This is a genomic window from Herbaspirillum sp. WTB6, from assembly GCF_057457785.1.
In genome coordinates this window covers 1,955,109-1,969,089 of record NZ_CP176522.1, presented here as the reverse complement: position 1 = coordinate 1,969,089, position 13,981 = coordinate 1,955,109, and the positions used below count along the sequence as shown (strand labels likewise).

Below are 13,981 nucleotides of genomic sequence, written 5' to 3'. Positions count from 1 at the left end.
AGAATGTTCAAGCCACTCTCCATTCTGCTGCCGCGGAAACCAAGGTTTGCCGCGCTCGCATTGCCTCTGGCCGGCCAGCTGGCGATTTTCCTCGGTTGCGCGCTGCCCTTGCTATGGTTCGCCATCGCCTTTGGCCTGCAACGCCTGCATGACCAAAGCCTCGCCGATGGCCACAAGGAAACCGAAAATCTGAGCCGCCTGTTCGCCGAGGAAACCCGTTTCGCACTGCATACGGTGGATCTGGCGCTGCTCGACTTGCGCGAGAGCTGGAGCGGCGATGCGCAGGATTTCGCCGCCAGGGTACGGGCCCGTCAGGTCTTGCTCGACAAGCATGTCGGGTTCGAGGTCGGCGTCACCGATTCCCGCGGTATGCTGATCTTCACTAGCACCGCGCGGCTGACGGCGCCAATCGACTTGAGCAGCCGCGAACACTTCCTGAAGCAGCGCGAGGCCGGCGGCGACCATCTGTTCATCGGCAAGCCGCTGGTCAGTCAGGTTTCGCAACGCTGGTCGATACCGTTCAGCCGGCGGTTGACCGATGTGCGCGGCCGCTTCGCCGGCGTCATCGTGCTGGCAGCGGTGCCGGAATACTTCACCCGCTTTTCGCAGGCGGCCGATCTTGGGCCTGGCTCCTCGCTGGCGTTGCTGCGCGCCAGCGGCGAACTATTGTTGCGCTCGCCCGGCACGCCTGGCGCATCGGATCGACCGGGGCAAGGGCTACCCGACTGGCCTGCCGGCACCACGGAACAAGGTTCTTTCCAGTCTATTTCCAGCACTGACGGCATCGAGCGCTACCATGCCGCGCACCTGCTGACCGACTATGGCCTGGTGGCGGGCATTGCCCGCAGCACGGATGAGTTGCTTGCTCCTTATCAGCGGCAACGGCCGATTTACCTTCTGGCCGGCGCCGGTATTTCGATATTGCTGGCCTTGACCGGCTATGCATTGCTGGCCGGCTTGCGGCAGCGCGCGAGGGCGCGGGCGGCGTTGGAGCAGAGCGAGCTGCGCTGGAAATATGCGCTGGAAGGGGCCAGCGAAGGCGTGTGGGATTGGAATAACGAGACCGGAGAGGTTTTTTATTCCAGGCGCTGGAAGGAAATGCTGGGTTATGCCGAGCAGGAATTCGGCAACCGGATCGAGGATTGGGAGCGCAGCCTGCACCCCGACGACAAACCGGCGGTGCTGGCGGCCCACGCCGACTATGCCGCCGGCCGGACCGACGCCTATGTCTACGAATACCGGTTACGCTGCAAGGACGGTAGCTGGAAGTGGATCTCCAGCCAGGGCAAGGCGATCAGCCGCGACGCCCGCGGCCGGCCGCTGCGCATGATCGGCACCCACGCCGACATCACCGAGCGCAAGCATGCCGAGGAAGCGATGCACTTGGCATTCCTGGTGTACGAGAACAGCAGCGAGGGCATGCTGGTTACCGACGCCGAAAACACCATCATCACTATCAATCAGGCTTTCACCGACCTGACCGGCTATACGGCCGAGGATGTGGTCGGCAAGAAGCCGGGCATCCTCAACGCCGGCCATCACGATCGCGCGTATTACGAAACGATGTGGCAGGCGATCCTGGCTACCGGTCGCTGGCAGGGCGAGATCTGGAACCGCCGCAAGAACGGCGACGTGTACGCCGAGTGGATCAGCATCAGCACCATCTTCAAGGAAAAGGGCGAGGTGTATCGGCGGGTCGCGCTGTTTTCCGACCTGGCCAAAAAGAAGGAATACGAACAGCTGATCTGGCAACAGGCCAATTGCGATCCGCTGACCGGCCTGCTCAATCGCCGCATGTTCCAGGAGCGCCTGGAGCAGGAAATTCGCCGCGCCCAGCGCACCGGCGCTTCGATGGCGTTACTGTTCCTTGACCTGGACCGGTTCAAGGAAGTCAACGACGCGCTCGGGCACGCAGCCGGCGACCTGCTGCTGCAGCAGGTCGGACAGCGCTTGCGCGGCTGCGCCCACGATCCGGAGGGGGCGGCGCGCCTGGGCGGCGATGAGTTTGCCGTGATCGTCGATGAATCGAACGGGGGCGCGCAGGCTACGCGCATCGCCGACCAGATCGTGGAAACGCTGGGCGCACCGTTCCGGCTGGAATCGGAAACGGTCTTCATCTCGGCCAGTGTCGGCATCACGCTTTACCCGGAGGACGGGCGCACGGTCGAGGCCTTGCTGAAGAACGCCGAGCAGGCGATGTATGCCGCGAAAGACCAAGGCCGTGCCCGCGCGCATTTTTTCATGCCGTCGATGCAGGAGGCCGCGCAGGCGCGCATGCGGCTGACTACTGATTTGCGCGGCGCCCTGGTCGGCAACCAGTTGCACGTGGTGTATCAGCCAATCGTGGAGTTGGCGAGCGGTGCCGTACGCAAGGCCGAAGCGCTGATTCGCTGGCATCATCCGGAGCGCGGCCTGATCAGCCCGGCCGATTTCATCCCGATCGCGGAACAGACCGGCGTGATCCGCGACATCGGTAACTGGATATTCCATCAGGCCGCGCGCCAGGTACGACGCCTGCGGGACGGGTATGACCCTTTGTTCCAGGTCAGCGTGAACGTCTCGCCGGCCCAGTTTCACGAGCAGGGAGACACGCACCAGAACTGGATCGGCTGTTTGCGCGAGCTCGATCTTCCGGGGCACGGCGTGACCATCGAAATCACCGAAGGGTTGCTGCTGGATGCCGGCGCCGCCGTGACCAACAAGCTGGCTGCGGTGCGCGCCGCCGGGATCCAGATCGCGCTCGACGATTTCGGCACCGGCTATTCATCGCTGGGCTCTCTGAAGAAATTCGAGATCGACTACATCAAGATTGATCAGTCGTTCGTGCGCAACCTCGCCACCGGCCCGGATGATCTGGTGCTGTGTAACGCGATCATCGCCATGGCCCATGCGCTGGGCCTGCAGGTGATTGCGGAAGGGGTGGAGAGCGGCGCGCAACGCCAGTTGCTGGCGGCCGCCGGCTGCGATTACGGCCAGGGCTACCTGTTTTCCCGGCCTTTGCCGGCCGCCGAATTCGAGGCCTGGCTGGAGCGCAGCCGGGCGGAATGCGGGTGATGTGGTCGGGGCAATGAGGCCGCCGGCCGATTTGCCAGGGTGGTAGTGCCAGGCGAATCGGTCATCGAAAAAGCGCGGTCAGGTTGCCCTGCCGCGCCTCATGCCCGGGTGACCGGCGCGCTATGCCAGGCGCTGTGTCAGCCGTTCCTTGGTGGCCGCCAGTTCCTGCGGCAAGTGGTACTCCAGCTTGTCGAACAATTCGCTGTGCAGCTTCAATTCGGCTTGCCATGCCGTCTTGTCGATCGAGGTGATTTGCTCGAACTGCGCGGGCGAAAAATCCAGGCCATCCCAGTTCAGGTCGCCAAACTGCGGGCTGATGCCGAACACGTTTTCAACCCCGCCGGCGCTGCCTTCGAGCCGGTCCAGCATCCATTTCAGCACCCGCATGTTGTCGCCGAAGCCGGGCCAGACGAATTTGCCATTGGCGTCCGTGCGGAACCAGTTGACGCAGTAGATCTTCGGCAGCGCGGCACCGGTGGCGGCAATCTTCTGGCCCATGTCGAGCCAGTGCTGGAAATAGTCGCTCATGTTGTAGCCGATGAACGGCAGCATCGCGAACGGATCGCGCCGCACCACGCCTTGCTGGCCGGCGGCGGCGGCGGTGGTTTCCGAACCCATGGTGGCGGCCATGTACACACCTTCGATCCAGTCGTGCGCCTCGGTTACCAGTGGCACCGTGGTCGAGCGGCGGCCGCCGAAGATGAAAGCCGAGATCGGCACCCCGGCCGGATCGTCCCAGGCCGGGTCGATCACCGGATTTTGCGTGGCGGCAACGGTAAACCGGGCGTTCGGATGCGCTGCCTTGCGCCCGCTTTCCGGTGTCCAGTCCTGACCTTGCCAGTCGATCAGGTGTGCCGGCAATTCCTTGGTCATGCCTTCCCACCAGACGTCGCCGTCGTCGGTCAATGCGACGTTGGTGAAAATCGTGTTCTCGGCCAGCGAGGCCATGCAGTTGTGGTTGGTGTGCTGGTTGGTGCCAGGGGCGACGCCAAAGTAGCCGGCTTCCGGATTGATCGCGTACAGGCGGCCATCCTTGCCCGGTTTGATCCAGGCGATGTCGTCGCCGATGGTGGTGACTTTCCAGCCTTCGAAGGCCTGGGGCGGGATCAGCATCGCGAAGTTGGTCTTGCCGCAGGCGGACGGAAAGGCGGCCGCCACGTAATGTTTCTGTCCCTGCGGATTTTCGACGCCCAAGATCAGCATGTGCTCGGCCAGCCAGCCGTGGTCGCGGCCCATGGTGGAGGCGATGCGCAGCGCCAGGCATTTCTTGCCGAGCAATGCGTTGCCGCCGTAGCCCGAGCCGTAGGACCAGATTTCGCGCGTCTCCGGGTAATGCACGATGTACTTGGTGGCGTTGCATGGCCAGGGGACGTCTTGCTGCCCCGCCTGTAGCGGCGCGCCGACGCTATGCACGCAGGGCACGAATTCGCCGTCGCTGCCCAGCACGTCATACACGGCGCGCCCCATGCGGGTCATGATACGCATGCTGGCCGCGACATACGGCGAATCCGACAGCTCGACGCCGATATGCGCGATCGGCGAACCCAGCGGACCCATCGAGAACGGCACCACGTACATCGTGCGGCCGCGCATGCAGCCGTCAAACAGCGGTTGCAGCGTGGCACGCATTTCGGCCGGCGCCATCCAGTTGTTGGTGGGGCCGGCATCGTTCTGGCTGGCGCTGCAGATGAAGGTGCGATCTTCCACGCGGGCGACGTCGCTTGGGTCGGAGCAGGCCAGATAGCTGTTCGGGCGCTTGGCCGGGTTCAGCTTTTTCATCGTGCCAGCGGTCACCATTTCGGCGCACAGGCGGTCGTATTCCTCTTGCGAGCCGTCGCACCAGACGATGCGCGCCGGCTTGGTGAGCGCGGCGATTTCGGCAACCCAGTTGATCAGCTTCTGCTGCTTGACGTAGGGCGGCGGGTTGATGGCGGAAATGCCGCTCATAACGGGTTGATTCACGATGAAACCTCCAATGACCTGAATGGAAAAATCTTGTAGCGACACGGCAGCGTCGTTGCCGGGATCTCCAGCGGCCGCTCCGGCAGATATGGATGCGGGGCAAGCGGGACAGCGATTCTGTCGGATATGATTGGTGCGCGAAAGTGTGTTCCGCGCAGCGAATTCGGGCCAGGCAATTGTGATGCGCAGGCGTCCGGACCATGCTGCGAAAGCCGGGATTTTACACCCGCCGATGGTTTCAGCCCAGCCCCGCCCGACAACCGCTCTTCTCGAAAGTAGCATCGTGAAAATAGCCATACTTGACGACTATCAAGACCAGGTCCGCCACCTCGACTGCTTCCGGCTGCTGGACGGCCATGAGGTCAAGGTGTTTACCACCGGCGCACGCGGTACCGGCCAATTGGCGCTGCGCCTGGCAGCATTCGAGGCGCTGGTGCTGACCCGCGAGCGCACCGCGTTTTCCCGGGCGCTGTTGGAAAAATTGCCGAACCTGAGGTTGATCTCGCAAACCGGCAAGGTTAGCGGCCATATCGATGTTGCCGCCGCCACCGCCCGCGGCATCGCGATCGCCGAGGGAGTGGGCGACCCGACTGCGCCGGCCGAGCTGACCTGGGCTCTGATCATGGCCGCGCGCCGCCATCTGCCGCAATACATCGCCAACCTGAAGGCGGGTGCGTGGCAGACCGTGTCGGCCGTACCCGAGCACAACCGGCTCGGCACCGCGCTGACGGGCAGGACGCTCGGCATCTGGGGCTACGGCAAGATCGGGCGCTTGGTGGCTGGCTATGGCAAGGCGTTCGGTATGCAGGTGCTGATCTGGGGGCGTGGCCCCAGCCGCGAGGCGGCGGTGCGCGATGGTCATCGCGCGGCAGACTCGAAAGAGGCTTTCTTTGCGGAATCCGATGTCATATCCCTGCATCTCCGGTTAAATGACAATACACGCGGCATTGTCGATGCGGCCGATCTGGCGCGCATGAAGCCCAGTGCGTTGCTGGTCAACACCAGCCGCGCCGAACTGGTCGCGCCCGGCGTGCTGGAAGCCGCGTTGCGCCACGGCCGGCCCGGCTATGCCGCGCTCGACGTGTTCGAGAGCGAGCCGCTGGCGCCTGAGGCGCCGCTGTTGCAGATGGAGAATGTGGTGGCGACGCCGCACCTCGGTTATGTCGAGCAGGATGGCTACGAACTCTACTTTGGCGCCGCGTTTCAGAATTTGGTGAATTTCGCCAAGGGTCTGCCCAGTAACATCCTGAACCCCGAGGCGCTGCACCGTTAGCCGCGCCTCGGAGTTGCATTGGCCGGCTATTAGAGCTTGACCCGGGTTTGTTCCAGCAAGGTGTGATTGATGTCGAAGCCCATGCCCGGCGTTTGTGGAACCGCCACCTTGCCTGCGCGAATCTGGAACGGCGCGGCGATGATGTTGTCGCGCAGCGAAACGTCGGCCACGTCGCGCAGCATCAGGGAGAAGTTCGGCTGCGACGCGACCAGGTGCAGGCAGGCCGCGAAGCCGATATCCGACCCATAATGGTGCGGCGAAATGGGAATGCCCTGATCGTAGGCATGACGCGCCATCCGCACCGATTGCGACAGGCCGCCGCTGCGGCAGGGGTCAGGCATGACGTAGTCGACCAGCATCGGCTGCCCCATTGCTGCATAGTCCTGCAGCGAGAAGGCGTTCTCGCCCCATGCCAGCGGAGTTTCCGGAAATTCGGCGCGCAACTGCCGCCAGGCAACGAGATCGTCGGTCAACACCGGCTCCTCCACCCAGTACGGCTGGACTGCCGCCAACTGGCGCAGCACACGCCGTGCACGCGGCAGATCGTACGCCTGATTGGCATCGATCATCAGGCCGACTTCCGGCCCGATCGCGTCCCGTACCCGCTGCACGTTTTCGATGTCTCTGGCGTCATCGAAGCCGGTACGTACCTTGATCGTGCGGTAGCCGGCCGCGACCGCTTCCAGTGCACCGGCGGCGATGTCGTCGGTGCGCATTCCGGTCGCATAGAGTTCCACTTCGTTGCGATAGTTGCCGCCCAGCAGCTTCCACACCGGCACCCCATATTCCTTGCCGGCGATATCCCATAGCGCCAGGTCAATGCCCGAAATGGCCTGGACCAGCGCGCCCTGCGCCCACATGCGGGTGAAGCCGCGCGTGGCTTGGTGCATGTCCCGACCGAGGCGATCGATTTCCAGCGGATCGCGCCCGATCAACAGTGGTGCCAGGCCCTGCTCGATCGTGGCCTTGCGCTCGTGCGCAGCCCACGGCGGGAAATTGATAGAGGTTTCGCCCCAGCCGGTAATGCCGGCATCGGTCTCGATTTCAATTAAACCGAAGTTGCGGTGACTCAGGATGCCGCACGACAAGGGAATCGGGCGCTGCAGTGCCTGCCGGCACAGATGAAAGCGTACTTGGCTGATTTTCAAGTTGTAATCTCGCTGGATGGGTGATGAATGATTGCGTCCCCGCTGCAAATAGTTTTGCAATCCGGGAAAACGCATGCTAGAGTAACTGGTATGACCTCTAATCATCATACCACTTTGCGAGGCGCACATGTCCAGCAGTGAAACACCGACCAGGCAAACGCTATCGGCGCAAGTGGCGCAGCAATTGCGGCGGGCGATTGATGAGGGGCGCTACCAGGCTGAGGAGCGACTGCCGAGCGAGCGCGAGATGTGCGTACAGTTCGGCGTTTCGCGCACTGTCTTGCGCGAAGCGCAGCGCGAACTGGTGCGGGCCGGCTACATCGAGGCGCGCCACGGCAGCGGCACCTATGTGCGCTCGCGCGCCGAGATGCAGCAGCAGGCGCTGAGCGACTGGTTGTCCAATCATGACAACCACATTGTCAAGTTGCTGGAAGTGCGCTCGCTGCTGGAGCCCGGGATCGCCGAGCTGGCCGCGCGCCGAGCCGATCCAGTCGGCATTGAGGCCTTGCAGCAAGCGGTCGACCTCATGCGCGGCAGCGATGACGTCGAAAAAACCATCCAGGCCGACGAGCTGTTTCACAGCATCCTGGCCAAGCTGACCGGCAATTCGGTGGTAGTGCAATTGATCGACCACACCCTGCATGCGATAGGCGGCGAGCGCGAAGTGACCCTGAGTACTCCGGAAGGCGTGATCGTCGCTGCCGACGGCCACCAGAAGGTGGTCGACGCGATTCGCCGCGGCGACCCGGTTGCCGCCTCGCAAGCCATGCAGCACCACTTGGAAGACGCGCGCAGCTACGCCTTGCGCGGCGGTGCGCCAGAAGCCAAACCAACGCGATCCTGAATCGCCATTTTTCCCACCTGACTTACCTTTTACTGAGAGAAAGGACGACCCTTGTCTAAACCCGAACAACGTACCGCCTTGCGCCCGGAGCAGATTCTGGATGGCGCGCCCATGCAACAACAGCACGGCGGCGTGCGCGACCTGAAACTGGTGTATCCGGAAACCGGCCTGGACGCCCAGACCCTGTGCATGGGCGTGGTCGAAATCGAACCCGGCCACGCGTCGCCTCTGCATCGCCACAACTGCGAAGAAGTGTATTACGTCCTGGGCGGCGAAGGCGTGCTGGAGATTGAAGATGAACAAGGTGTCATGAAATCGCACGCATTGGTCGCCGGCGGTTGTTCCCTGCAACGGCCGAACCGGACCCACCGCGTGCGCAGCGTCGGCAGCGAAGCCTTGCGTCTGGTGGTGGTGGGTGGCGTGATGTTGGTGCCGCTGTTGCCGACCTGGCCGACCGCCTCTCCTTATGAAGTGTTTGAGGGTAATACCCAAAACGCCTGATTGAAGTTTCATTTCGTATGCTCAAGGAGACAAGCATGACCATTACCCTGAAAAAAATCCTGGGCGGCGCGGTAGCCGCGCTCGCCCTGTCGGCGCTCGCCAGCGCGCACGCCGAAGTACGCCTGAAGCTGGGCCACGTTTCTCAGCCTTCCCATCCGTTCCACACCGGCGCCTTGAAGCTGGCCGAGCTCGCCAAGCAATACTCGAACGGCGAATTGGTGATCGACGTCTTTCCCGCCAGCCAGATCGGCAACGAACGCGATCTGATTGAAGGCGCGCGCCTGGGTACGGTCGACATGCTGCTGACCTCGACCGCGCCGGTGATGGGGTTTGAAAAGCGGTTCGGTGTGCTCGACATGCCCTTCGTGTTTCGCGACGTGCAGCACGCGCACAAGGTGCTGGATGGCGAGATCGGCGCGCAGTTGTTCGCGGCACTGGAGCCGAAGGGCCTGAAGGGGCTGGCCTGGTTTGAAAACGGCTTTCGCAACGTCACCAACTCCGCGCATGAAATCAAGTCCGCCTCGGATATGAAAGGCTTGAAAGTACGCACGATGGAAAACCCGATCCATATCGCCTACTTCAAGAAACTGGGTGCGGTACCGCAGCCAATGGCCTTTGGCGAGCTGTATCCGGCGCTGGAAAAAAAGGTGGTCGATGGCCAGGAAAACCCGATCGGCGCGATCGTCAGCGGCCGCTTCTATGAAGTGCAGAAATACACCAGCCTGACGGGCCACGTGTATTCCGGGGTGCCGGTGCTGATGTCGCTCAAGCGTTTCAATAGCCTGAGCAAACCGCAGCAGGAAGCCCTGCAGCGCGCCGCCAAGGAAGCGGCCGCGTTTGAACGCAGCCAATTGGCCAGCCAGGACAAGGATGGCCTGGAACTGCTGCGCAAGCATGGGGTGCAGGTGAGCACGCCGGATACCGCCAGTTTTGCGGCTGCGGCGGAGTCGATCCGTGCCAGCTTTGCCGACAAGACCGATCCCGAATTGTTGCGCAAGATCGTGGAAACCAAGTAATTGGCCGTCGGGGTGGCCGCAGGCCGCCCCGACGCTCATCTTCCTACCGACCATGAGGAGTACTTGGTGCGCACATTTGTAAACCGATTCGCGCAAGCCTTGCAGGCGGCCACCGGCTTCGCGCTGATGCTGATGCTGGGCGTGATCCTGCTGCAGGTGATCCTGCGCTACGCATTCGCCGATGGCTTGATCTGGGGCGAGGAATTTGCCCGCATCATGATGACCGCCGCCGCTTTGGTGGGCGCCGCCGTGGCGCACCATGAAGCCAAACACATCCGCTTCGACCTGCTGGAGCACGTTCTTCCGGCACGCTTCCAGGGCCCGCTGGCGATCGCCGCCGAACTGGTGGTGCTCGGTACTGCCGCCATGCTGGCCTGCTTCGGCTGGGAACTGATGGTGGAAAACGAATTCCAGGAGTCCCTCACCATCGGGATTTCGATGCTGTACATCTATGCGCTGTTGCCACTCAGCATGGGATTGCTGGCGCTGGCCTCGCTTGGGCGTTTGATCAACATTATCTGCGGCATCCGACACGATACCGATCGCACGCCAGGAGAGTATCAATGAATCTGCAATTTCTGCTGATTGTCATTCCCGTCGCGCTGTTATTCATCGGCGCGCCGATTGCGCTATCGCTGGCTGCCACGGCCGCGATCTATATGGCGATCGTCGACGTGCCGCTGGTGGCGGCGGCGCAACGCATTTACACCTCGCTGGACCAATTCACGCTGACCGCGATCCCGGCCTTCATGCTGGCTGGCGCCATCATGGAGCATGCCGGAATCTCGCGCCGTCTGATCGATTTCGCGATGGCCGGAGTGGGCCGCTTTCGGGCCGGCATGCCCAAAGTGACGGTGCTGACTTCGATGTTGTTTGGCGGCATGTCCGGGGCGGCGGCGGCCGATAGTGCGGCGGTCGGTGCGGTGATGATTCCCGAGATGGAACGCCATAACTATCCACGCCCCTATAGTGCGGCGCTGGTCGCAGCCGCCTCGATTACCGCGGTGCTGATTCCGCCCAGCATTCCGCTGGTGTTCTATGGGGTGTTGGCCTCGACCTCGATCAGCCAGTTGCTGATGGCGGGCGCAATTCCCGGCTTGCTGGCAGGACTGGCGTTGATGCTCGTCGTGCATTTCCAGAAGGAAGCCAATCTCGAAGCGAAATCCAGCGTGCGGCAGCCGCTGCTGCAAACGGTATGGCGCGCCTTGCCGGTGCTGGCGCTGCCGGCCATCATTCTCGGCGGCATCTTCTTCGGACTGGTGACAGCCACCGAGGCGGCGGTGGTCGCGGTCGCGTATGCGCTGTTCCTCGGCTGCGTCGGCCTGCGCTCGCTGAAGCCGCGCGACGCCGCCAAGCTGTTCGGACAGACCGCGGTGAACTCCAGCACCGTGATGCTGCTGATCGCCCTGGCCTCGGTCTATTCCTGGATACTGACGCGCGAGCTGATCCCGCAACAGATTGCCGAAGCCGTGCTGTCCATCAGCCATGAGCGCTGGGTGGTCCTGCTGATGATCAACATCCTGCTGTTGTTTGTCGGCTGCGTGCTGGATACCGGTTCGGCGATGATCATCTTCGTCTCGATCTTTTTCCCGGTGGTGAAGGAGCTCGGCATCGACCCGGTGCATTTCGGCGTGATCATGGTGTTCAACCTGGCGATCGGCATGCTGACGCCGCCGGTCGGGATTTGCCTGATGGTGGCCAGCTCGGTCAGCAAGGAGCCGATGCAGCGGCTGATTCGGCCAGTGCTGCCGTTCATCGGCGCCTTGCTGGTGGTGCTGGCACTGGTGACCTACGTCCCCGAGATTTCCTTGTGGCTGCCTGGCTTGAGTGCCGGGAACTGACAGCGATGAGCCTATCGGTATTTCACTGGGGCGCGGTGCGCCCCCGCGTCGAGGCTGGCCGGGTGCAGGGCTTGGCGCCGTTCGAGACGGATCGTCATCCTTCCGCCCTGCTCGCCGGCACTCACGAGAGCCTGTATTCGGAACTGCGCATTCGCCAGCCGCTGGTGCGCGCCTCGTGGCTGGAGCGGGTAGCGGGCGCCGATCATCGGCTGCGGCGCGGGGTGGACGGCTATGTCGCCGTCAGTTGGAGCGAGGCACTCGAGCTGGCGGCGCAGGCGATTCGCGGCACCATCAGCCGCCGCGGCAATCGCGCGATCTACGCCGGCTCCTACGGCTGGGCCTCGGCCGGGCGCTTTCATCACGCCCCTTCGCTGCTGCATCGCCTGCTGAATTGCGTCGGCGGCAGTGTGCAGCACGTGCAGACCTATTCCTACGCGGCGGCCCAGACCATCTGTCCGCACGTGGTTGGCAGCAACGATTGTGTCTTCGGCGGCACCAGCACCACCTGGCCCAGCATCGCCGCGCATACCGAGCGCATGTTCTATTTCGGCGGCGTCAACCTGCGCAATGCCCAGGTCAATGCCGGCGGCGTGCTGACGCACGAAACCGCGGAGCGCATGCAGGCAGTAGCCCGCAAGCCGGGATTTCGCGCGTATTCGATTTCGCCGATCCGGGATGACGCGCCGGCCTTTCTCGACGCCACCTGGGTGCCGATCCGTCCCGGCACCGATACCGCGCTGATGCTGGGCATTGCGCACATCCTGATCAGCGAAGCCTGGGTGGACCAGGCCTTCGTCGGCAGCCACACGGTGGGCTATGAGCGGCTGCGCGACCATATTCTGGGCCAGGACGCCAGCGTCCCCAAGACGCCGCACTGGGCAGCGGAAATCACCGGCATTCCGGTTGCGATGATTCACGAGATGGCGCAGCAGATGGCGCAGCATCGCAGCCTCTTGACCGGCAGCTGGTCGCTGCAGCGCGCCGAGCATGGCGAGCAGCCGTACTGGATGATGATCGCGCTGGCCGCCATGCTGGGCCAGGTCGGCCTGCCGGGCGGCGGCGTCTGCTTTGGCTACGGCTCGATCGGCAACCGCGGCGAGCCGCGCAGCCCGTTCGGCGCGCCGCGCATGGAAGAAGGCGAGAACCCGGTCGGCCTGCGCATCCCGGTGGCGCGCGTGGCCGACATGCTGCTGGAGCCGGGCAAGACGGTGCCGTTTAACGGCGGCACCATCGAATACCCGGAGATCGAACTGGTGTACTGGGCCGGCGGCAATCCCTTTCATCACCACCAGGATCTGAACCGGCTGGTGCGCGCCTTCGCCCAACCGGAAACCATCATCGTTAACGAGATTTTCTGGACTGCCACCGCGCGCCGTGCCGACATCGTGTTTCCGGCCACCACCGCGCTGGAGCGCAATGACCTTGGCGCCTCCAGCAGCGATAACCATTTGATGGCGATGAAGCGCCAGATCGATCCGGTCGGCGACGCGCGCGGCGACTTCGAGATCTTCCTCGGCCTGGCGCAGCGCCTGGGCGTCGAAGCGGAGTTTTCGCTCGGACTGGATGAAATGGGCTGGCTGCGGCGGCTGTATCGGCAATTCGCCGAGCGCTGTGCGCGCGGCGGCCATGCGCTGCCCGATTTCGACCAATTCTGGGCGACCGAGGTGCTGCCGATGCCGGGCGCGCGCGAGCAATACGACCTGTTCGCCGAATTTCGCGCCGCCGCCGGGAGCCATCCGCTCGCCACGCCGTCGGGACGCATCGAGCTGTGGTCGCAGACCATTGCCGATTTCGATTACCCGGATATGCCGGCCCATCCGGCCTGGCTGGAACCGCGCGAGTGGCTCGGCAATGCCGCGCCCGACGAACTGCACCTGATCTCGAACCAGCCGGCCACGCGCCTGCATGCCCAGCTCGACCCGTTCGGCGCCAGCCGCGCATCCAAGCATCAGGGACGGGAACCGCTCCGCCTGCATCCGGCGGACGCCCGGCAACGCGGCTTGGCGGCGGGCGACATCGTGCGCGTCTACAACGCGCGCGGCGCCTGCCTGGCGGCGCTGGTGGTGGACGACGCGCTGCTGCCGGGTGTGGCGCAGCTCGCCACCGGCGCCTGGTACGACCCGCTGGAGCCGGGCGTGCCGGATTCGCTCGAAGTGCATGGCAACCCGAACGTCCTGACGCCGAATCTGGCCACCTCCGCACTGTCGCAAGCTCCCGCCCATCACAGCACGCTGGTGCGGGTCGAGCGCTATACCGGCGAACTGCCGCCGATCCGGGCGCACCAGCCGCCCGCCATCGTTTCCAGACAAGCTGCCGCACCGGCAACGTAATCCCAACCGCAT

The 13,981-nt window shown here is 63.7% G+C and carries 10 protein-coding genes; 8 read left to right on the top strand and 2 right to left on the bottom strand.

Annotation, left to right across the window (positions count from 1 at the left end; genetic code table 11):
- The first annotated feature begins 3 nt into the window (after positions 1 to 3).
- A complete protein-coding gene (locus ACK2VC_RS09165; RefSeq protein WP_486730033.1) occupies positions 4 to 3,054 on the top strand; it encodes a bifunctional diguanylate cyclase/phosphodiesterase in 3,051 nt (1,016 codons plus the stop codon).
- A 120-nt stretch (positions 3,055 to 3,174) separates the two neighbouring features.
- Here ACK2VC_RS09165 and ACK2VC_RS09160 read toward each other — a convergent pair whose 3' ends face one another.
- Complete coding sequence (locus ACK2VC_RS09160) at positions 3,175 to 5,016, bottom strand: phosphoenolpyruvate carboxykinase (GTP) (protein ID WP_486730032.1); 1,842 nt, start codon at positions 5,014 to 5,016, stop codon at positions 3,175 to 3,177.
- Between the two features lie 283 nt (positions 5,017 to 5,299).
- Here ACK2VC_RS09160 and ACK2VC_RS09155 point away from each other — a divergent pair, with 283 nt between their 5' ends.
- Positions 5,300 to 6,289 carry a D-2-hydroxyacid dehydrogenase family protein gene (locus ACK2VC_RS09155; protein ID WP_486730031.1) on the top strand — a complete coding sequence of 330 codons (990 nt, stop codon included), beginning with the start codon at positions 5,300 to 5,302 and terminating at the stop codon, positions 6,287 to 6,289.
- Positions 6,290 to 6,318: 29 nt separating this feature from the next.
- Here the strand turns inward: ACK2VC_RS09155 and ACK2VC_RS09150 are convergent, their stop codons facing one another.
- On the bottom strand, positions 6,319 to 7,437 hold the full coding sequence (locus ACK2VC_RS09150; RefSeq protein WP_486730030.1) for a mandelate racemase/muconate lactonizing enzyme family protein: 1,119 nt from the start codon (positions 7,435 to 7,437) through the stop codon (positions 6,319 to 6,321).
- A 127-nt stretch (positions 7,438 to 7,564) separates the two neighbouring features.
- Between ACK2VC_RS09150 and ACK2VC_RS09145 the strand changes: the two genes are divergently transcribed.
- The 6 genes from ACK2VC_RS09145 to ACK2VC_RS09120 all read left to right on the top strand — a co-directional run bounded on the left by ACK2VC_RS09145 (position 7,565) and on the right by ACK2VC_RS09120 (position 13,969).
- Positions 7,565 to 8,281, top strand: a complete 717-nt coding sequence (locus ACK2VC_RS09145; RefSeq protein ID WP_486730028.1) for a FadR/GntR family transcriptional regulator — start codon at positions 7,565 to 7,567, stop codon at positions 8,279 to 8,281.
- Positions 8,282 to 8,332: 51 nt separating this feature from the next.
- Positions 8,333 to 8,782: a cupin domain-containing protein gene (locus ACK2VC_RS09140; RefSeq protein WP_486730027.1), complete on the top strand. Its 450-nt coding sequence runs from the start codon at positions 8,333 to 8,335 to the stop codon at positions 8,780 to 8,782.
- 35 nt (positions 8,783 to 8,817) lie between these two features.
- Entirely contained in the window at positions 8,818 to 9,798 is a 981-nt protein-coding gene (locus tag ACK2VC_RS09135; RefSeq protein ID WP_486730026.1) for a TRAP transporter substrate-binding protein, read from the top strand.
- Positions 9,799 to 9,864: 66 nt separating this feature from the next.
- Complete coding sequence (locus ACK2VC_RS09130; protein WP_486730025.1) at positions 9,865 to 10,365, top strand: TRAP transporter small permease; 501 nt, start codon at positions 9,865 to 9,867, stop codon at positions 10,363 to 10,365.
- Positions 10,362 to 11,639, top strand: a complete 1,278-nt coding sequence (locus tag ACK2VC_RS09125; protein WP_486730024.1) for a TRAP transporter large permease — start codon at positions 10,362 to 10,364, stop codon at positions 11,637 to 11,639. The genes ACK2VC_RS09130 and ACK2VC_RS09125 overlap by 4 nt, the downstream gene beginning before the upstream one ends.
- A 5-nt stretch (positions 11,640 to 11,644) precedes the next feature.
- Positions 11,645 to 13,969 carry a molybdopterin-dependent oxidoreductase gene (locus tag ACK2VC_RS09120; protein WP_486730023.1) on the top strand — a complete coding sequence of 775 codons (2,325 nt, stop codon included), beginning with the start codon at positions 11,645 to 11,647 and terminating at the stop codon, positions 13,967 to 13,969.
- Positions 13,970 to 13,981: the final 12 nt, after the last annotated feature.